Raw genomic sequence first — 18,297 nt, forward strand, 5'->3', positions numbered from 1 at the left:
TCCGTGAGCATAGAACTTGGTTACGGGCGCAAGCCATTCAATGCGTAGTAAAAAATTCCCTCCAGCACCAACGCGCTAGAGGGAGCATGTAATTCAAAATTTAAGGCGTGAAAGTCACCACCAACCCTTGCAGATAAAATAACGCTTCTTCCAATAGAATTTTCCGGTCGCATACCACTTCGCCTTGTAGAAGCCGCAGCCGCGAGGGCGATGGAAGTTGTGGTGATGAAAGTGGTGAAAATTATGCTTCCAGTGATGATGCTTGAAGCCATGCTTGCCGCCAGCTTCTGCGCCGGTGGCGCCCCCCATTAGGGCCGCGATAGCAACAGATCCGGTTAGCGCAAGCGCCATAACAGTCGTCTTCATTTACAATCTCCTTACTTCTGCGTAGCCCGCGCTTCCCATGATCATCGGAGTAGGCGGTGAGCTAACAATGCGAGAAGCGATCCTTAGCCGCTGTTCCCACCGAAACAGGAAGGAGATCCATTTCAGCTCCGGTACTATTCGCCGATAGAGCCAATCTGCCGTTCATTAGCCAACTTCAATCCCCAACCGCGGCCTCAAGCCGCTATGGGTAGGAAGACATTTTTTTCTTTGTATGTTGGAAATACCCCCCGAATGGTGTCCATTCTCGAACATACGGATTACGAACCGACAGGCCACGATGGAGCAAGAAACCGTGCACGAATGCACCGGCCGCAAAATGCGGTAGGGGAACGAAATGAAACGTAGAATAAAACTCATGCATCATAGTGCACGCTGGAATGAGCACCCTGGCTAGGAGCTTTTCAGCGAGACGCGATCGGCGCAGCACGAGTCGCTCACCGCCAGACCAAATGCGTCACCCTAGCACTGTCCGTTGAACCAGAGCGTCTTCGCGAGACAGCCTCGATCCGAAAGAACTATAAAGTTGTGTGTGGTTTCATGAGCCACCGTACTGAACAAGGCAGCAATACCTTTGAAACAAATGACGCACCCTGAACAGCGCTCGCCATTCAGGCTCGATTTTCGCATTTTCGCACCGATACTCCCCGGCGCTACGGTACGAGAACGTATTATTGCCTGTGTTGGCGCTGCCCTGGGCATCGGTCTGACGTTCCTGATCTGTGAGAGAATTATTGGGCCAGGAAGCCATCTGCCGTTGATCGTCGCCCCCATGGGAGCGTCCGCCGTCATACTTTTCGCTATTCCAACGAGCCCACTCGCACAACCCTGGCCGATCATCGGCGGGAGTACAATTTCAGCTTTCGTGGGATTAGCAGTGCACTTCCTGATCCAAGATCAGGTCTTAGCAGTCGCCATCGCCGTCAGTCTGGCAATTGCCATTATGTCCCTAGCTCGATGCTTGCATCCGCCTGGCGCTGCTGTCGCGATGACCGCGATCATCGGGGGACCGGCGATCACCGAAACGGGCATTTGGTATCCGTTCATTCCCGTCGCACTTAACGCCCTGATACTCGTATTGCTCGGAATAGGCTTTCACAAGTTGTCGGGGCGACCGTATCCAAACTACGCGGCTCGGAACGATATCAATGATTACGGAACCAGTGATCCGCCAACCCTCTCGCGAGCAGGCTTCAAGCAAGAGGACGTCGATGCAGCCCTATCGGCTTTGGACGAAACCTTTGACATCGACCGCCATAGCCTGACCCGTTTGCTGCGTGAAGTCGAACTGCAGACAATTTCCCGCTCCCGGGGTGACCTTAGATGCGAGGACATCATGTCCCGAGACGTCATCAAAACGCACCTCGGAGAATCCGCCGACGCTGCTCAGGTGCTTCTTCTAAAGCACAACATTCGCACATTGCCCGTACTAGACGGTGAAGACCGGTTGGTGGGAACCGTTGGACTCCGCGAGCTGGCCGGAGCCACAGGTGTGGTTGATGAGGTGATGTCACGCGCGGCCGTGTCTTCTCCAACGGCTCCCGTGATGGGCCTCGTGCCGATTTTGACCAACGGCCGGATGCACGCAGTCATTATCACCGACACCGATGAACGTGTACTGGGGTTGATCACGCAAACAGACCTACTCGCCGCCGTCGCGCGCGCCGTCTCATGAGTTTGCAGCGGCGCCACTACCCAGCGCCAAAAGGCAGGATTGCGACCACGGCTGCAAGCGATAAGAATGCGCATCGAAACATCCCGGCAGGACTTCCAGATGCATGCCAATCACACTCTCGACGCTTCGGCAGCGCCGGAAATCTCATTTGATCAGTTCCTCGCGGTCGACATCCGCATCGGAACGATCACATCGATCGAGCCGTTCCCAGAAGCTCGAAAGCCAGCCCTCAAGCTGGTGATCGATTTCGGTCCAGCTATTGGGCTGAAGAAATCAAGCGCACAGATTACCCACCATTACACACCGGAAGATCTCGAAGGCCGCCAGGTCGCGGCCGTTGTCAATTTTCCGCCGCGGCAAATCGGAAAGTTCATGTCGGAAGTTCTGACACTTGGCTTCGCGGATGAAGAAGGTGAGGTCGTCCTGTTCAAGCCCGACCATCCCGTTCCGAATGGAAGCCGGCTGTTCTGAAACGCATACGGCCGATTGGAACGTCCACCGAATACACCCTGTCCAGGGATGCAAATTTCTGCTCGGTTTTGGCCTCACAGAACACTCAAATTCACGGCAAAGTTTTTACCTGTCGCATTGCTGTGAGGCAGACTTGGTGCGTGGCAGCCACCAAAGCTTCAGCCGCATCTCGATCCACACCAGGCAATGAAACCGCAAAGTTACAGCAGCCCGCCCCCACTTTGCGAACGTGGCCCGACGCCGACCGTTGCGGCCCCCTTGCGTCAGAAACACCTTCGGATGTCAGCCCTACGAAGTCACAAACATCATTGCACCGAGGATGCAGGCGGAACACCCAGCGGAAAAAAAGCTGTTCTAACCGCCCACATCACCGACAAACACTATTAGTTGAGGCAACCACTATTGGCTTTGCAAAGCGTCCACCAGCCAACCATATGGCGGGACGACGGAACGTGTGCAGCGGCATCGTTCAAAGCACACGGATAGTCCTTGCGCTGCAAAAGCGATGTGAGAGGGGCCGAGACAAAGAATGGCAATTCGGTACACTGCCACTACGATCCTCTGGGCGACTATCGTTGCGCTAATAGGGCCCAACCTCGCCGTCGCCCAACAGCCTAAAGTTCAAGCCGATCTCATTTCGGCGGTAGATCATATCCAGCCCGGAGTTCCCTTCACCGTCGGCCTGAGCCAGCGCATTACGCCACACTGGCACACCTATTGGAAGAATCCCGGTGACTCGGGCGAGCCCACACGCATTGAATGGTCTCTGCCGGATGGCTTTAAAGCGTCTGAGATTCGTTGGCCTGTTCCCGACGCCATCCCTGTCGGACCGTTGGTGAATTACGGCTACTCCGACACCGTCCTGCTCCCCGTCACCATTACACCGCCCGAAACGCTCGACACCCAATCCGTTGAGCTGACCGCGAAAGCCAATTGGCTGGTTTGCGAGCAGATCTGCATCCCTGAATCGGCGGAACTCAAACTGATCCTCCCCGTCGCCTCAGCAGGCGAACCGCCAACCCCAAGCGAGCACGCCGACCATTTCGCAGAGACCGAACGCAGCATCCCGACACCGGCCGATTGGCCTGCCACGGTCGAGCAATCCTCTGACACTGTCACCCTGAAAGTCGCCGCCCCCGAACTCGATCCCAATCGCGTCACGAAAGTTGAATTCTTCCCCGATACTTGGGGCCTGGTTGATCATGCCGGCGCTCAGAAAGTCTCCTGGACGGACGACGGCGTCACCCTCAGCTTGAAGTCGGGGGAACTCGCCAGCAACGGCATAAAAGAACTAAACGGCGTTTTGGTTCTGACCGAACAGATCGGTAACACGCAGCAGGCTCGGCACGGCTTCACCATAAGCGCGAAACCAACCGGAACTCAGGATATCGCCGCAACGGGCGCAGCCACACCCTTGCAAGCCATCGGCACCCCGTCCGGAGAGGGCGACAACACCGGCACACAAATCACCATCTGGCAAGCAATGCTCTTCGCGCTCCTGGGCGGGATTATCTTGAACCTGATGCCGTGCGTGCTCCCGATCCTTTCGCTTAAAACGCTGTCCCTCGCCAAACACAGTGGAAGCGGCGGAAGCGAAGCCAGACGATCGGGGCTCGCCTATCTCGCCGGCGTTCTCGCAAGTTTTGCTATACTTACTGGCGTGCTTGTTGCCCTGCGCAGCGCCGGCCTCGCCTTCGGCTGGGGCTTCCAGTTCCAGTCGCCGGTCTTCGTACTCGCCATGACCGCTCTATTCCTGGCGCTCGGCCTGTCGCTCTCCGGCGTCTTTGACATCGGCGGCGGCGCTGTCGGCCTTGGGGAAGGATTGACCCGCAAATCGGGTCTGACAGGCTCCTTCTTTACCGGTGTGCTAGCGACCGTCGCGGCAACACCCTGCACCGCGCCGTTCATGGGCGCCGCGATCGGCTACGCGCTGACGCGGCCCGCCCTCGACATGGCGCTCGTTCTCCAGGCCATGGGTGTCGGCTTCGCGCTCCCTATTCTCCTGATTTCGTTATCTCCAGCCGCCCGTCGCATTATTCCGAAGCCCGGCCCCTGGATGGACACGTTCAAGCAAGTCCTGGCTTTCCCGCTCTATGCCACGGTTGTCTGGCTCGTTTGGGTGCTTTCGCTACAGGCCGGCAGTGATGGCGTCCTTAGCGCGGGCGTCACGTTGATCGCCGTCGGCTTCGCTGCATGGCTGCTGGGGAACCGCACAGGCCAACCGGCTCTCAGGGGCGCTTTGGCAGTCGCCGTCGTCGGTGCTGCTCTTGCCTTCACGGTTCCCTGGATCACGAGCGCTGAGGTCCCCACCACCTCAGCCGACAAAGGCGACATCACCGCCGGCGAGCCCTTCTCCGAAGAACGCGTCGCCGAGCTTCGTGCTTCGGGCCGCCCGGTCTTCGTCAATTTCACCGCCGCGTGGTGCATCTCCTGCAAGGTCAACGAGCAGGTCGCCTTGCGTACAGACGGCTTCCGCAAGGCGCTGACCGATCACAACGTCGCCTACTTGAAAGGCGATTGGACCAATCAGGATGAGCGCATTTCCCGCGTACTGAAGGCTTACGGACGCGCGGGCGTTCCGCTCTACCTGCTCTACCCCGCGGACCCGCAAAAAGAAGCCATCGTGCTTCCCCAGCTTTTGACCGAGGCGATTGTCGTGCGCCACTTCGCCGAACTTAACCGCACACAAGCTGCCATTCGTTGAGAGGAGGACAGAGACCATGACGTTCCACACCACAGCCAAGTTCGCCGCCGCCGCGTGCCTGGCCTTCGTACTTGGAGCCGCCAGCGCCGCAGCCGCACCTGAGGTTGGCAAGCCCGCACCCGACTTCACCGGAGTCGACACCCATGGCAAAACCCACACGCTGAAGGAGCTGCGCGGCAAGACCGTCATTCTGGAATGGTCCAACGACGGCTGCCCCTACGTCCAGAAGCACTACGGCAGCGGCAACATGCAGAAGCTCCAGAAGGACACAACGGCCGACGGAATCGTCTGGCTCACCGTCGTCTCTTCCGCACCCGGCACTCAGGGCAATCTCCCGCCGGCCGACCACGATGCACTGATGCAGAAGCGTGATGCCGCACCGTCCGCCGTCATCATCGATGAAGAGGGCACAATCGGCCGCACGTACGGCGCACAGACCACGCCGCACATGTACATCATCACGCCGGATGGCAATCTCGCCTACAAGGGCGCAATCGACGACAAGCCGACAGCGAACCAGTCCGACATCGAAGGCGCGCGGAACTATGTCCGCGAAGCGCTGGAGCAGATTGCCGCCGGTAAACCGGTCGACCCCGCCGTCACCCGCGCCTACGGCTGCTCGATCAAATACAAAACATCCTGACGCCAGCGGGACTTGGAGCGAGGCTAGAAATAATTGCGGGCCGGAGCGTGATGCTCTGGCCCGTTGTTTTATTACTCAAAATATCCGCTAACGGCGCCTAAAGCCATACCCAACAGCGAACCATTCAAGACAGCGATCAGTTATCATATTGATTGACGCGATTCGTATTGTCGCGGACGCGTCATCCCTTCTAATCCCTCCAAACGACCTTGCGAAATTTTCGTAAAGCACACACAAGCAAGCAAAGTAATGAAATTAACCAAACACAAGCAGCGCGGAGAAAATACCACACATTCATAAATCTAGACAAAAAAGCCCAGGGACGAGATATGAATTTTTTCGACAAGCCAATAGAGCAACTAACAGCCGAAGATGTAAGTTGGCTGATCAGCGCTGAAATTGCAGAAAGTCAAAGCATTGAATATAAAAGAGAGCTTGCGGGAGAAAGAAATACGCCAGATTCTTGGGAGCTAGGCAGCGGCAAAATAAATCGCCCAGCGATAACGGCTATCGTAAAAGAGCTAGTAGCATTTGCCAACGCGCAAGGTGGGACGGTAATTTTAGGCATTGCAGAAAGTGAAGAAAAACCACCCCGGGCTTCATTGGTATCTCCGATTCGAGATGTCATAGAATTGGCCGAACGGCTTAAACGAACCTGCAGAGATAACATAGAACCTTCAGTATTTGGACTTGAGGTAGTTGGCATACCTACGGAAAATACAGGTTCCGGAGTCGTAGTTTTGAAAATTCCTGAAAGCCCTTATGGTCCGCATCGATCTCGCTGCGACAAGGAATGTTACATCAGAAGAAACGATGACTCCATGCCCATGACGATGGACGAAATTCAACGACGCACATTAGAGTTGAGCCAGCGTTTCGACCGAATCGAAAAGTGGTTCGACGATCAGAGACCAACAGATGTATCCACCGGGTGGTGCATCAGGGCTGTGGCCCGCCCGACGGGTCCCTTTCTTATTCCACAAATTCATCGGAACAAACTTGCAAAGCCACGCCTAGAAAGAATTCATGCATACCACGGCGATCAATCGTACCCATGCGAGATGTGGGCTGAAGGTTTGAACTGGAAACCTATTGTTCGCGGCACATCAATCAAAGAGCAGCATCACAACGGTTCAGTGACGTCTATCGTTCTTCTTGAGGATGGTTCGATCTTGTTCGACTGGCGACTTGCTGGTCCGACCCCAGACAACCGAAAAGGGCTAGCCATGAATTGGCCTGTTGCGATTTTCGGAAATCTGCTACTCGCAATCGAACGTTTACGCATGACAGCTAAGCAAACCGTGGAGTACGCCGCTGACGTACACATCACCTTAGCGGAACGCTTGCAGCGAATTCCATACTGGGGAAAAGACTATGGACAACCCTCCGGATTTTTTGAAGCCGGCAATGCTAGGCTAGGGCGATATCCGATTTCGGAAAGCAATACATATGGGGATTTAACAAAGATTTTCGAAACAGATCTACACAACCTGGCAGGAATGGACAGTAATGATGGCATATCGTTTAATTTCACTGAGCTTATGGAGAATATAAAAAAAGACTTCATGTAGCAATATCGGTCCAACGCAAGATCAACCAGAGTCTGAGAAGAAGACAACACTTACTAGGTGCTTTTGGAGCCAAGCTACCTCACCTACTCCCACATCTCCCCCCTACCCCTCAGAATTCCGCCACGAATCGCGTTCAATAGTCTCCGCTGGGGAGCCCTTTGGAGAGAGAGAACCATCAATGTCGTCGTGGAAGGCCGTCTGTCTGGCCCTGTTTTCGTTCGCCGCCATCATTCAATCGGCACCTGCCAGCAAGGCCGCCTCTGGCCCTGAAATCGATGCAGGCGTACATGCCACGCTCGATAAGTTCTTCTATCAGGTGAGAGGCGCGCGCGATCTCGCCAACAAGTCCGTCGGCATTCTCGTCTTCCCATCCGTGGTCAAAGCCGGCTTCGGCTTCGGCGGCGAATATGGCGAAGGCGCGCTTTTGATCGGCGGACGCACCGTCGATTACTACAACACGCTCTCGGCCTCCGTGGGCTTCCAGCTTGGCATCCAGGAGCGCGCGGTGATCATCATGTTCATGACCGAATCCGCGCTCGATCAGTTCAGAAGAACGGCCGGCTGGAAAGTGGGCGTGGACGGCTCCGTCGCCATCATCACGGTCGGCGTCGGCGGCTCCATCGACACCAACAAGATCACAAGCCCCGTCGTTGGCTTTGTCGTCGATCCCAAGGGGCTGATGTATAACCTCACCCTCGAAGGCTCGAAGATCACGCGCATCTCACGCTGATCGAGAAGGCACTGGCTTGTGTGCTTCGGGAAGAAGCACGCCCCCCCTAGATGTGCCCCGCCTCCGCGCACTGGGGCACCTGCCGTTTAAGCCGTTCCAACAGCCAGCGTGCCGCCGGCCCCAAGGCGCGATCCTTGCGATGCGCCGCGACTGTCGGCACGCGCGGCAGCGATCCGTCGCCCTCCCAATAGTCCAGGGGCAACTGGACGAGATTCCCGCGATCCAGATCGTCCTGCACCATGTGGCGGGGCATGCTTCCCCAACCGAGCCCAGCGCGCAGCAAAGCGTGCTTGGCGCCTAGATCCGACAGCCGCCACGTACGCGTGGACAGCACCCCACGATCGACACCGCGACTGAAATCAGAGCGGTCACTAAGCACCAATTGCAGCTCCTCCCGCGCACGTTCTAATGGGATCGGTGCCGCGATCTGAGCCAGCGGATGAGACGGCGCCGCAACGAGCAGCAGCTCAATCGGCACGAGGTGCGACTGTTCCAGTTCCACCGCCCGCGCATCCAAATAAATCAGCAACCCAAGATCGACCTGACCCTCCAACACCATGCTGGTCGCCGCACCCAGGGACTCAACGAATACGCGCGCCTGCACCGAAGGATAGAGCTGCTCGAAATCGCGTAGCTGCATAACGAGAGGCGCCATCGGAAATAGCGGGTCCACAACCAGCGCCACTTCCGCTTCAAGCCCACCAGCAATGCCGCGGGCCATCACATCGAACGCATTCGTCTCTTCAAGCAATCGCCGCGCCCGCGGCAACAACGCTTGTCCCGCCAGCGTAAGGACCGGCCGATAACCTGACCGGTCGAACAGATCGAGGCCAAGCTGCTCTTCCAGCTTCTGGACCCCATACGTCACGACGGATTGCGCGCGATCCAGCTTGCGAGCTGCGGGAGCAAAGCCACCGTTGTCGACCACCGCCACGAAAAGACGGACATATTCCAGAGCCTGACCGTTCATAACTATCAACTTAGTAGATAGAGACGTTCGAACGTCTACCCATTTTTTGGAATGCCTGAAAGCAATAAATAGGACGCATGCCCCCGGCCACCGAGACCGGAGCCAGATAAAGAAACAGGAGAACGGCTATGCATCGTCCTAAGCTTCTTGGCATCTCCGGCAGCCTCCGCCGGGACTCCTTCAACACCCAAATCCTTGAATCCATCAAGCAAGTCATCGCGGACCGCACCGATTTCGATGTGTTCCGGCTGAATGAAGTCCCGCTGTATAATCAGGATCTCGACGTCGCCCCGGCAATCCCGGGCGTCGCAGCATTGCGCGACGCCATTGCGGAAGCCGACGGCGTCGTCATCGCAACGCCTGAGTTCAACTATGGCATCCCCGGCGTATTGAAAAACGCGCTCGACTGGGCGTCCCGTCCCTACGGAAAAGCCGCGTTAATCGGCAAACCCGTCTTGACCTTCTCATCCTCTCCCGCATTCACCGGCGGCGTACGCGCTCAGGCCCAGCTCAACGAGACGCTTCTGGCCATCGGAGCAAGACTTATAGTGCGTCCTCAGACGGTTATCGCCGAAGTTCACAACAAATTGCAAAACGGCCGTCTGGCCGATACAGCCAGCCTCGACTTCCTCATTGCTGGCGTGAACGACCTGATCACCGAGAGCGCCCAACCGGCCCGAAAAGCGGCTTAAACACAGGCACACCGCGTTTCTCCCCACTGCCCAGCGCAGCGGCTGGCGGTTCAAAACCGTCGGCCGCTTTGCATTTTGCAAATGGAGGTATGCGCATGATGACTGGTGCTCCGCTTGTCTCTGCACTAGCAATAGTTCTCATGTGCGAGTTCGGATCAAGCCGCGGGTGAGAAGAAACGCGATGGATGGTTCTGTAATGAGAACGGTACGCAATGTGCTGATCGCAATCGCCCCCGTTCTGGCCGCCGGCATCCTTGGCAACCTCGCGACCATCCCGAACATTCCGACATGGTACGCCGGACTGGAAAAGCCCGCCTTCACACCGCCCAACTGGGTGTTCGGGCCGGCCTGGACCACGCTATACGTCTTGATGGCCTACGCCTTCTTCCGCGTGCTGCAATCACACGCGCCCGGCCGTGCGGCGGCAATCATCTGGTTTGGTCTGCAGATTTCCGTAAATGCCTTGTGGTCCTGGGTCTTTTTTGAAGGTCAGAACCCTGCGGGCGGCTTCGTCGTTATCCTCTTGTTACTCGTACTGATCATCGGCACCACGGCGGCTTTCTGGAAGATGGACCGCCTCGCCGCACTGCTCCTGGTGCCCTACATCGGATGGGCTACATTTGCGGCCCTGCTGAATTGGGAAATATATCGCCTCAATTAGTCGGCGCGACCGGTCGCAGCTTGAATGGTTGGAGCGAACCGCAGGAAGGCTCAATGAAGCGCAAGATCATCGAAGTGAACGACACCATGCAGCAGGGCTATCGCTACGAACTCACAGCTCCAGCGGGCCAGGATTTCGCCCCCGAGTTCGAACCCGACCTCACGCCCAAGGGCATGTTGGAACTGGGTGTATTCGGCGGAAAGTACATGACCGATACGCGAGCTGAATTCCCCAAAAGCTGGTTCACGAATGCCAAGCTCTCACCCAAAGGCAGCGACCCATCCCTTAACTACTTTGGCGTTGACGCAAGCCAACCACTTTCGGTCTGGCGCAAGAAAGGCTGGATCCATCCCGATGACCCGCGCGGGTGGTTCCAATGGTACTGCCGCTACTATCAGGGTCGCCGGATTGAGGATGAGGATCAGCGCCAAATCGGCCGCTGGAAAGCAATGAGGCGCCACATCGCCCAGATCCGCCGCAATTGCGAGCCGGGCGATATCTTCTGTAGACGAAGGCAACGGCAAGCCCTCCTTCACTGGGCTTATGACAGCCGAAAGTTCTAACGAGGAAACGCGACTTTGCCCGGCGACAGGCAAAGGCCGGTCGATCTAAGCTCGCACGAAACAATCAAAAAAACGTCGGACACGGAACATGAGCACCTGCCACCGTCAGGAAGACACAACGCGCACGTCCGAGCCAATCGTTTCCGAACAGAACATCTTCCTGATTACGCTGCTCGCGTCGACGTTCCTCATGGGCTCAAGCTTCATCTCAGGAAAAATCCTTCTGCAAGACGGCTTCAGTCCATTGGTGCTGGTGGGATGGCGTTGCTTTGTTGCAGCCATAGCCGCAGCACCGCTCGTCCGGTTCGACGGGCCCTATGGCCAAGCGCTCGCCCCGCCACAGCTTGGCTTACGCGACGCAGCCCTGATGATACTCATCGGCCTCCTTCAGACGACAGGTGTCATGGGCTTCTTGTTCCTGTCCATGCAGTACATCTCAGCGTCGGCCAGCGCTATCATGCTTTTCACAAACCCCATCTGGGTCGCAATGCTGGGCATCGTGTTTCTGGACGAGACACTCCACAAATGGCGCACCATTGGATTGGTGCTCGGCTTAATCGGGATCGTCTTTGCCATCGGGGTAGGCCCCGAGCTTTCACTCCACCCCGACACGATCCTCGGCGAAATTTTCGGATTATGCTCTGCATTCTGCTGGGCCGCGGCGACAATCATCAATAAGCGCGCAAAATTACCTTTTGGCGGCTGGGCGATAAGTTTCTGGCAACTATTTGTCGGCTCTCTGGGACTCCTCGTTATCGCCTACGCATCTGGCGAGCACTGGCCGGAAAACGTATCATTCGAACAATGGGCCTGGTTCTTTTGGCTCGCGATCCCGGCCACCACCGGATCGTTCGGCCTGTGGTTCGTGGCCTTGCGCAAAGGCGGCGCGACGCGAACGAGCGGGTACCTTTTCCTCACACCGCTTTTCGCAGTGATTTTATCCTTCATCATACTGGGAACGACATTGTCAGTGCTGCAAGCAACAGGCGGCTTCCTCATATGCGTCGCACTCTGGCTGATCAACAGAGATCGCCCAGACACGCCAGTGCGCGGGCCCTGAAAGGACTAGCGCCGTCGCGTCTTCGTCGGCACCGCCGCGTTGACCAATGCGAAGGCCGCGTCTCCGGCCGTCTCCATATAGGACGCATCCCGTTGTAGGAGCCCAGCCGCAAACGCCCCGTCCATCAGCAGGACAACTTGGCGTGCTAAGGGTTCGGCTGAGGCGATGCCTTCACTTTCAAACATCTCACTCAGCCAACCCTCAAACCGCTTCTTATGGGCCGCACCGATCTTTATCGCCGGATGCCCCGGCATGTTGGCCAATTCAGCGGACGTCCGCAGGAAGCCACATCCCTTCCATTTGGGATGGCGCGCGGACACCGCGAGGTGATGGAAAATACTCCGCACCTTGTCCGCAACGCTCCCGTCCGCTTCGCTAAACCAGCGTCGAAATAGAGCAAGGTTGGGTTGATCGCGCCCTTCTAGATATGCCGCAACCAGATCATCTTTGCTTTTGAAATGATAATAGAGCGTCCGCTTCGTCACGCCCGCTTTGTCCGCCACGGCATCAACGCTAACAGCCCTCACCCCCTCACTGTAAAAGAGTTTTGAGGCTGCTGCGATGATGCGCTCGCGCGTTGAAGGCGTCGTCGGTCCCATGCGCTTTGTATACTAACTAGTGAGTGTAAAATCATCGGCTTTTCATCAAGGATCGTCTCCCGACGCAATAGGCACGCGAGAGACGCTGAGATGACGAAGATAGGGGTGGCACTGGAAGCGCAAAAGATCTCGATCGTCTGCCGTGACGACGTAACGCTCCATGGCCATCTTTGGGAAACATCACAGGAGCAGCTCGCAGGCACAGTCATCGTAAATCCTGCCACAGGCGTCGCAGCACGTTATTATCATCGCTACGCGACCTTCCTGGCGGAACACGGCTTTGACGTTATCACCTACGACTATCGCGGGATCGGCCTCTCCCGCCCCAAGCATCTACGTGGCTGTGGCTACCGCTGGCGCGACTGGGGAGAATTGGACTTCGACGCAGTCCTGCGTTTCGCCAAAGCACGCACACCCTCTCTCCCCTTACTCGTTGTCGGGCATAGTATCGGTGGCTTTCTCCTGGGCTTTGCTGAGAATGCGCCTGCTATTGACCGTATCCTTACCGTCGGCGCGCAATATGCGTACTGGTGGGACTACGCCCCAGCGTATCGCGCGCGCCTCTTTCTGAAATGGCATGTCGCCATGCCAGCGATAACAGCGCTCATCGGCTACTTCCCAGGCAAAAGGCTCGGTTGGCTCGAAGACCTTCCCGCCGGTGTCGCCAATGAGTGGAGCTTTCGCCCCGCACGCATGGAACTGAGCTATCCGCGAAGAGAGAGAAAAGCGATCCTCGAGCGCTTCGCCTCTGTCTCGGCACCGACTTTGGCAGTAACAATGAGCGATGACGAACTGGCAACCGTGACCGGTATCCGACGCGCGCTATCCTACTATCCCAACGCACGCCGTAGCCAGGTACTGCTTTCCCCACAGGACGTCGGCTTTGAAACAATCGGCCACTTCGATTTGTTTCATGATAGGCACGCGTCCGGCTTCTGGCGCGATACCCTGAATTGGCTGCGTCAGGGCACGAATCCCTGGCCACACAATCATCTTGCACAACATTGTGAAGGCTGAGGTAGGCCCCGAAAACTGCGGTTCTGTCACAGTTTTTGGCTAAAGGCATTCCCGTCGGAACTTTGCACCCCACGGGCCATATAGTAGGGGAACCGGAACAAGCAGCCGGGCAGCGCTCACACCATTCTCTCAACCGGAAATATGGCCATCCCAACGGCCAGTGAAGAATTTCCCGTTGGGTTCATCTTAGGGACGTCACATCCCGCTCCCAATCCGGAATGTATGTCACCGCTACGCAGGCAGACAGGATTCCGTCCAAGGACGCACCATGAATAAATTCGAACAGGCCGAAGATATCGTCACTGCACGGCCGGATCTTCCAGCGCTTTCAATACCGCTGTCATTCGTTGAATTCGTCGGGCTCACGGCTGCCTTGATGGCGCTAACAGCATTGTCGATCGATATCATGCTGCCGGCACTGCCAGAGATCGGCTCCGCGCTCGGCGTTGATAACCAGAACGATCGCCAGCTCGTCGTCATTTTGTATATGGCGGGTTTCGCAGCTGGACAGCTGATCTATGGCCCTCTCTCCGACCGATTTGGACGACGCCCGGTCCTGCTGGCAGGCCTCGGTATATTTGTCGCCGGTACGGTCGCAGCCCTGGTCTCACAATCATTCTACTGGCTCCTTGCCGCCCGGATTGTGCAGGGCCTCGGAGCAGCCTCGCCACGCGTTATTGCCATGGCCATCGTCCGCGATCTTTACAGCGGCCGCCAGATGGCACGCGTCATGTCGTTCACCATGATGGTGTTCATTATCATCCCGGTGTTCGCGCCATCGATCGGCCAGGGCCTTATTCACATCGGCGACTGGTACTGGACGTTTTACGCTTTGCTAGCCATCGGCCTGGGCCTGACCGTCTGGGCCGGTTGGCGATTGCCAGAAACAGCGGCCAGCGCACGCGGTAGCGAGGAGCCTCTGGCGCTTGGCCAATCATTCAAAATGGCCATTCTGGATCCGCAGACCGCCGCCTATGGCATCGCGATTGGCTTCATGTTCGGATGTCTTGTGTCATACATCGCCAGCGCGCAACAGCTCTTCGTCGACGTCTTTCACATGGGCACAATGTTTCCGCTCCTGTTCGGAGCGGTAGCCTCAACCATAGCAATCGCATCGTTCACGAACGCACGTCTCGTGGGGCGCCTCGGCATGCGCTGCGTTTCCCACATAGCCTTGGTGGGCTTTCTCATCGCATCACTGTGTTTAGCCGTGGCATCGGAACTCGGCGTCGCCACGCTCCCGGTGTTCGTCATCCTCATAGCCACGACGTTCTTTCTGTTCGGCCTCGTTGCACCAAACTTCAATGCATTGGCGATGGAAAATCAGGGACACAATGCCGGAATGGCTTCATCCGTCGTCGGTTCGCTCAGCACTTCGATTGGCGCTGTTGCCGGCGGCCTTATCGGTCACGCGTTCGACGGCTCCGTTCTGCCCCTGAGCCTGGGCTTTGCCGGGTGCAGTCTGATCGCGTTCCTGATTGTGCTCTGGGCCGAGGGCCCAGCCGGATTGTTCGGGCGCAATCGACCCAACTAACGGCGCACATTTCCCTTAAATGCATAGAGGCGCCCTCCCAAAGGAGGGCGCCTCTACGAAAATATGATGCGTGCTCTCTGAAAGCGTCGTCGGCTACTCACCCGCAACGGTTACCGGAGCCAGCGACGCGAACTCGTCATCCGTGAACACGCGGCTGCGAGTCAGAAACCGGACCCCTTCCGGCGCCTCCAGCGAAAAGCCGCTACCACGGCCCGGGACAACATCGATAATCAAGTGTGTGTGCTGCCAGTACTCGAACTGGGAACGGCTCATATAAAATGGAACGCCACCAATCTCTCCGAGCAAAACATCCTGGCCGCCGACGCGAAAATCGCCGGCAGGGAAACACATCGGCGAACTCCCATCACAGCAGCCACCGGATTGATGAAAAATCAACGGTCCGTGACGACTTTTTAGAGAGGCAATGAGTTCCAGAGCCTCAGGCATCGCACTTACACGCTCTGTCATGATCGCACCTCATAAGGATCTCGTCATACATCCCTGCACTTGCAAAAATGCCGCGGCGTCAGGTGTTTGCGCCAGCGCCGCGGCAATATCACCGGAAGTAGCTCATGCCCGGTGGAGGAAAGCTCCCGGGCTCTTCCGGAATCCCTCCTCAACGGCCTCAGAAGAAGCCAAGGGCCTTCGGACTGTAGCTGACCAGCATGTTTTTGGTTTGCTGATAGTGATCCAGCATCATCTTATGGTTCTCGCGCCCGATGCCCGACTGCTTGTAGCCGCCGAACGCTGCGTGCGCCGGATACAGGTGATAGCAGTTGGTCCACACGCGACCAGCCTGGATCGCACGCCCAAACCGATACGCACGCGTTCCGTTCCGGGTCCATATGCCGGCGCCAAGACCATAGAGGGTGTCATTGGCGATCGAGAGCGCTTCTTCGTCATCCTTGAACTTCGTCACGGCGAGGACCGGTCCGAAAATCTCCTCTTGGAACACACGCATCTTGTTATGTCCTTCGAGGACCGTAGGCTTGACGTAGTACCCTGAGGCCAATTCGCCATCGAGCTCATTGCGTCCGCCACCGGTGAGGACCTTCGCGCCCTCATCCTTACCGATCTGGATGTAGGCAAGGATCTTCTCCAGCTGATCGTTCGAAGCCTGCGCGCCAATCATGGTGCTAGCCTCGAGCGGGTGGCCAGTCTGGATCTTTTCAACACGTGCAATTGCCCGCTCGATAAAGCGGTCATAGATGCTTTCATGAACAAGCGCGCGTGACGGACACGTGCAAACCTCGCCCTGATTGAGGGCGAACATCGTGAAGCCTTCAAGCGCTTTATCGAAAAAGTCATCATCGGCGTCAGCGACATCTGCGAAGAATATGTTCGGAGATTTGCCGCCGAGTTCCAACGTGACCGGGATAATGTTTTCACTTGCATACTGCATGATGAGACGGCCCGTCGTCGTCTCACCTGTAAACGCCACCTTGGAAATGCGCTTGTTCTGCGCCAGCGGCTTACCGGCTTCCACACCAAAGCCGTTGACCACGTTCACGACGCCCGGCGGGATAAGATCGCCGATGATGTCCATGAGAACCATGATACCCATCGGAGTCTGTTCAGCTGGCTTAAGCACGACGCAGTTGCCGGCAGCCAATGCTGGCGCAAGCTTCCAGATGGCCATGAGGATCGGGAAGTTCCACGGAATGATCTGACCGACAACTCCGAGCGGCTCATGGAAATGATACGCAACGGTGTCGTGATCGATTTCGGAAATCGAACCTTCCTGCATACGGATCGCCGCTGCGAAATAACGGAAGTGATCAATACCAAGCGGAATGTCTGCCGCCATGGTTTCGCGGATCGGCTTACCGTTATCCAGCGTCTCAACCGTGGCGATCAGCTTGAGATTGGCTTCGATACGATCGGCAATTTTCAGAAGAACAGCTGAGCGCTCTGCTGGCGAAGTCTTCCCCCATGCGTCTTTCGCCTTGTGGGCAGCATCGAGTGCCAATTCGATATCAGCAGCTGTTGACCGGGCAACCTCGCACAGAGGCTTGCCGCTAACAGGTGTCAGATTGGTGAAATATTGCCCCTCGACAGGAGCAACCCATTGTCCGCCAATGAAGTTATCGTACCGCGGGCGAATGCGCACTTGTTGGCCGAGTTCAGCGAGAGTTTTCTCGATCATTGGCTTATCTCCTTGGGAATATAGGACCGCCCAGCTCACCTTCTCGGGGCGCCTAGTCCGATCCGATAAAGTACAATTTATGGGCTATATTGGGTTAGGCAAGAATGAAATTGCCCAAAAGTACGACACTTTTCGGAGAGCGCCTCTGAGGGTGTCGAGATGTTGGACAAGGCGTCCCATTTATAATTTCTGGATCCGCAGCTTTCGCTTTTCGTGATCTTACTCCGGACGCGAAACAACATAAGCCGCACCGGTCAACATCAGCGCCGCCACCAGCCCGGCGATCAACGGGCTCGGTCGAGCGCCAAACCAAAACACCGCATAACTCGCAGCCATACAGCTGCAGGCCACAATTTTCGTCCGCCGCGGAATGGCGCCCCGCTCACGCCAGCGCATCAGAGGCGGACCAAAACGAGGATGCGTCATCAGCCGCATCTCAAGCCGCGGTGACGAACGGGCAAAGCACGCCACCGCCAAAATGAGGAAAGGCACCGTCGGCAGCACAGGCAAAAACGCCCCGACAAACCCAAGCCCGACGAAAAAATAGCCAAGCGCCAAAAAGCCGACCCGTTTCATGTCAATCGCTTCCGCCGCATCTCATGGCCACAACTCCGCAAAGTATACGACAAACCGATCCTAAAAGGCTGCGGCACGTGGACAACCCTACGCAAAAGAACTGGTCCAACAGACGCAGAATTGCGGATCTCCACCAGCAACACCTTTGCGCCGGTAGACATCAGCGCTCCCAGCTTTACATTGACGACCCGTCACGATGACTGCGACTTCGATGTGGTCGACGCTGCCGGCTATGTCATAGCCACACCCGGCCTTAAGAACTTCCAATCGATTGCTGTCGGATCACAGATCGCGTTCTGAA

19 protein-coding genes are annotated in these 18,297 nt (G+C 56.9%); 13 read left to right on the top strand and 6 right to left on the bottom strand.

Translation table 11 applies throughout. From position 1 onward, the window contains the following. Positions 1–114 precede the first annotated feature (114 nt). Entirely contained in the window at positions 115–366 is a 252-nt protein-coding gene (locus tag BLS30_RS09370; RefSeq protein WP_046479398.1) for a hypothetical protein, read from the bottom strand. Positions 367–967: 601 nt separating this feature from the next. Here BLS30_RS09370 and BLS30_RS09375 point away from each other — a divergent pair. The 6 genes from BLS30_RS09375 to BLS30_RS09400 all read left to right on the top strand — a co-directional run bounded on the left by BLS30_RS09375 (position 968) and on the right by BLS30_RS09400 (position 8,178). Further along, a complete protein-coding gene (locus tag BLS30_RS09375) occupies positions 968–2,059 on the top strand; it encodes an HPP family protein (RefSeq protein ID WP_046479397.1) in 1,092 nt (363 codons plus the stop codon). A 99-nt stretch (positions 2,060–2,158) separates the two neighbouring features. Further along, positions 2,159–2,530 carry a tRNA-binding protein gene (locus tag BLS30_RS09380; protein ID WP_046480749.1) on the top strand — a complete coding sequence of 124 codons (372 nt, stop codon included), beginning with the start codon at positions 2,159–2,161 and terminating at the stop codon, positions 2,528–2,530. Between the two features lie 529 nt (positions 2,531–3,059). Next, positions 3,060–5,234, top strand: coding sequence for a protein-disulfide reductase DsbD family protein (locus BLS30_RS09385; protein ID WP_090228272.1), 2,175 nt, complete (start codon positions 3,060–3,062; stop codon positions 5,232–5,234). 16 nt (positions 5,235–5,250) lie between these two features. After that, a complete protein-coding gene (locus tag BLS30_RS09390; RefSeq protein WP_090228273.1) occupies positions 5,251–5,877 on the top strand; it encodes a thioredoxin family protein in 627 nt (208 codons plus the stop codon). A gap of 329 nt (positions 5,878–6,206) precedes the next feature. Further along, positions 6,207–7,448, top strand: coding sequence for an AlbA family DNA-binding domain-containing protein (locus BLS30_RS09395; protein ID WP_090228275.1), 1,242 nt, complete (start codon positions 6,207–6,209; stop codon positions 7,446–7,448). 178 nt (positions 7,449–7,626) lie between these two features. Further along, on the top strand, positions 7,627–8,178 hold the full coding sequence (locus tag BLS30_RS09400) for a BPSL1445 family SYLF domain-containing lipoprotein (RefSeq protein ID WP_046479393.1): 552 nt from the start codon (positions 7,627–7,629) through the stop codon (positions 8,176–8,178). A gap of 46 nt (positions 8,179–8,224) precedes the next feature. Here the strand turns inward: BLS30_RS09400 and BLS30_RS09405 are convergent, their stop codons facing one another. Continuing rightward, complete coding sequence (locus BLS30_RS09405; protein WP_244512404.1) at positions 8,225–9,148, bottom strand: LysR family transcriptional regulator; 924 nt, start codon at positions 9,146–9,148, stop codon at positions 8,225–8,227. A 128-nt stretch (positions 9,149–9,276) separates the two neighbouring features. Here BLS30_RS09405 and BLS30_RS09410 point away from each other — a divergent pair, with 128 nt between their 5' ends. From BLS30_RS09410 to BLS30_RS09425, 4 genes are all read left to right on the top strand, one after another. Then, positions 9,277–9,840: an NADPH-dependent FMN reductase gene (locus BLS30_RS09410; RefSeq protein ID WP_090228279.1), complete on the top strand. Its 564-nt coding sequence runs from the start codon at positions 9,277–9,279 to the stop codon at positions 9,838–9,840. A gap of 181 nt (positions 9,841–10,021) precedes the next feature. After that, positions 10,022–10,501 (top strand): TspO/MBR family protein, encoded by a 480-nt coding sequence (locus tag BLS30_RS09415; protein WP_244512405.1) that lies wholly within the window; start codon positions 10,022–10,024, stop codon positions 10,499–10,501. A 53-nt stretch (positions 10,502–10,554) separates the two neighbouring features. Next, positions 10,555–11,064: a hypothetical protein gene (locus tag BLS30_RS09420; RefSeq protein ID WP_046479390.1), complete on the top strand. Its 510-nt coding sequence runs from the start codon at positions 10,555–10,557 to the stop codon at positions 11,062–11,064. A gap of 88 nt (positions 11,065–11,152) precedes the next feature. After that, positions 11,153–12,124 carry a DMT family transporter gene (locus BLS30_RS09425; RefSeq protein WP_090228281.1) on the top strand — a complete coding sequence of 324 codons (972 nt, stop codon included), beginning with the start codon at positions 11,153–11,155 and terminating at the stop codon, positions 12,122–12,124. 5 nt (positions 12,125–12,129) lie between these two features. On the opposite strand, the gene BLS30_RS09430 is transcribed toward BLS30_RS09425, so the two are convergent. Further along, the gene (locus tag BLS30_RS09430) at positions 12,130–12,723 is read right to left on the bottom strand and encodes a TetR/AcrR family transcriptional regulator (RefSeq protein ID WP_090228283.1); all 594 of its coding nucleotides are present in this window, start codon (positions 12,721–12,723) and stop codon (positions 12,130–12,132) included. Between the two features lie 90 nt (positions 12,724–12,813). Here BLS30_RS09430 and BLS30_RS09435 point away from each other — a divergent pair, with 90 nt between their 5' ends. Both BLS30_RS09435 and BLS30_RS09440 read left to right on the top strand, forming a co-directional pair. Then, the gene (locus BLS30_RS09435; protein WP_046479388.1) at positions 12,814–13,740 is read left to right on the top strand and encodes an alpha/beta hydrolase family protein; all 927 of its coding nucleotides are present in this window, start codon (positions 12,814–12,816) and stop codon (positions 13,738–13,740) included. Between the two features lie 268 nt (positions 13,741–14,008). Then, entirely contained in the window at positions 14,009–15,274 is a 1,266-nt protein-coding gene (locus tag BLS30_RS09440; protein ID WP_052744049.1) for a multidrug effflux MFS transporter, read from the top strand. A 93-nt stretch (positions 15,275–15,367) separates the two neighbouring features. On the opposite strand, the gene BLS30_RS09445 is transcribed toward BLS30_RS09440, so the two are convergent. The 3 genes from BLS30_RS09445 to BLS30_RS09455 all read right to left on the bottom strand — a co-directional run bounded on the left by BLS30_RS09445 (position 15,368) and on the right by BLS30_RS09455 (position 17,996). Next, entirely contained in the window at positions 15,368–15,742 is a 375-nt protein-coding gene (locus BLS30_RS09445) for a DUF779 domain-containing protein (protein WP_046479387.1), read from the bottom strand. 157 nt (positions 15,743–15,899) lie between these two features. Beyond that, positions 15,900–17,420, bottom strand: a complete 1,521-nt coding sequence (adh, locus tag BLS30_RS09450; protein ID WP_046479386.1) for an aldehyde dehydrogenase — start codon at positions 17,418–17,420, stop codon at positions 15,900–15,902. Between the two features lie 219 nt (positions 17,421–17,639). After that, a complete protein-coding gene (locus BLS30_RS09455; RefSeq protein WP_090228285.1) occupies positions 17,640–17,996 on the bottom strand; it encodes a YbaN family protein in 357 nt (118 codons plus the stop codon). A gap of 120 nt (positions 17,997–18,116) precedes the next feature. Here BLS30_RS09455 and BLS30_RS09460 point away from each other — a divergent pair, with 120 nt between their 5' ends. Beyond that, positions 18,117–18,296, top strand: a complete 180-nt coding sequence (locus BLS30_RS09460; protein ID WP_046479384.1) for a hypothetical protein — start codon at positions 18,117–18,119, stop codon at positions 18,294–18,296. Position 18,297: the final 1 nt, after the last annotated feature.

The sequence above is a fragment of the Filomicrobium insigne genome, assembly GCF_900104305.1.
Lineage (GTDB): Bacteria > Pseudomonadota > Alphaproteobacteria > Rhizobiales > Hyphomicrobiaceae > Filomicrobium > Filomicrobium insigne.

What these genes read in the sequence shown, in the direction of transcription:
- BLS30_RS09395 (WP_090228275.1), top strand. Translation starts at nt 6,207, where the DNA reads ATGAATTTTTTCGACAAGCCAATAGAGCAACTAACAGCCGAAGATGTA.
- BLS30_RS09400 (WP_046479393.1), top strand. Translation starts at nt 7,627, where the DNA reads ATGTCGTCGTGGAAGGCCGTCTGTCTGGCCCTGTTTTCGTTCGCCGCC.
- BLS30_RS09430 (WP_090228283.1), bottom strand. Translation starts at nt 12,723, where the DNA reads ATGGGACCGACGACGCCTTCAACGCGCGAGCGCATCATCGCAGCAGCC.
- BLS30_RS09420 (WP_046479390.1), top strand. Translation starts at nt 10,555, where the DNA reads ATGAAGCGCAAGATCATCGAAGTGAACGACACCATGCAGCAGGGCTAT.
- BLS30_RS09425 (WP_090228281.1), top strand. Translation starts at nt 11,153, where the DNA reads ATGAGCACCTGCCACCGTCAGGAAGACACAACGCGCACGTCCGAGCCA.
- BLS30_RS09455 (WP_090228285.1), bottom strand. Translation starts at nt 17,996, where the DNA reads ATGAAACGGGTCGGCTTTTTGGCGCTTGGCTATTTTTTCGTCGGGCTT.
- BLS30_RS09385 (WP_090228272.1), top strand. Translation starts at nt 3,060, where the DNA reads ATGGCAATTCGGTACACTGCCACTACGATCCTCTGGGCGACTATCGTT.
- BLS30_RS09440 (WP_052744049.1), top strand. Translation starts at nt 14,009, where the DNA reads ATGAATAAATTCGAACAGGCCGAAGATATCGTCACTGCACGGCCGGAT.
- BLS30_RS09435 (WP_046479388.1), top strand. Translation starts at nt 12,814, where the DNA reads ATGACGAAGATAGGGGTGGCACTGGAAGCGCAAAAGATCTCGATCGTC.
- BLS30_RS09410 (WP_090228279.1), top strand. Translation starts at nt 9,277, where the DNA reads ATGCATCGTCCTAAGCTTCTTGGCATCTCCGGCAGCCTCCGCCGGGAC.
- BLS30_RS09375 (WP_046479397.1), top strand. Translation starts at nt 968, where the DNA reads ATGACGCACCCTGAACAGCGCTCGCCATTCAGGCTCGATTTTCGCATT.
- BLS30_RS09380 (WP_046480749.1), top strand. Translation starts at nt 2,159, where the DNA reads ATGCATGCCAATCACACTCTCGACGCTTCGGCAGCGCCGGAAATCTCA.
- BLS30_RS09390 (WP_090228273.1), top strand. Translation starts at nt 5,251, where the DNA reads ATGACGTTCCACACCACAGCCAAGTTCGCCGCCGCCGCGTGCCTGGCC.
- BLS30_RS09415 (WP_244512405.1), top strand. Translation starts at nt 10,022, where the DNA reads ATGGATGGTTCTGTAATGAGAACGGTACGCAATGTGCTGATCGCAATC.
- BLS30_RS09405 (WP_244512404.1), bottom strand. Translation starts at nt 9,148, where the DNA reads ATGAACGGTCAGGCTCTGGAATATGTCCGTCTTTTCGTGGCGGTGGTC.
- BLS30_RS09445 (WP_046479387.1), bottom strand. Translation starts at nt 15,742, where the DNA reads ATGACAGAGCGTGTAAGTGCGATGCCTGAGGCTCTGGAACTCATTGCC.
- adh (WP_046479386.1), bottom strand. Translation starts at nt 17,420, where the DNA reads ATGATCGAGAAAACTCTCGCTGAACTCGGCCAACAAGTGCGCATTCGC.
- BLS30_RS09370 (WP_046479398.1), bottom strand. Translation starts at nt 366, where the DNA reads ATGAAGACGACTGTTATGGCGCTTGCGCTAACCGGATCTGTTGCTATC.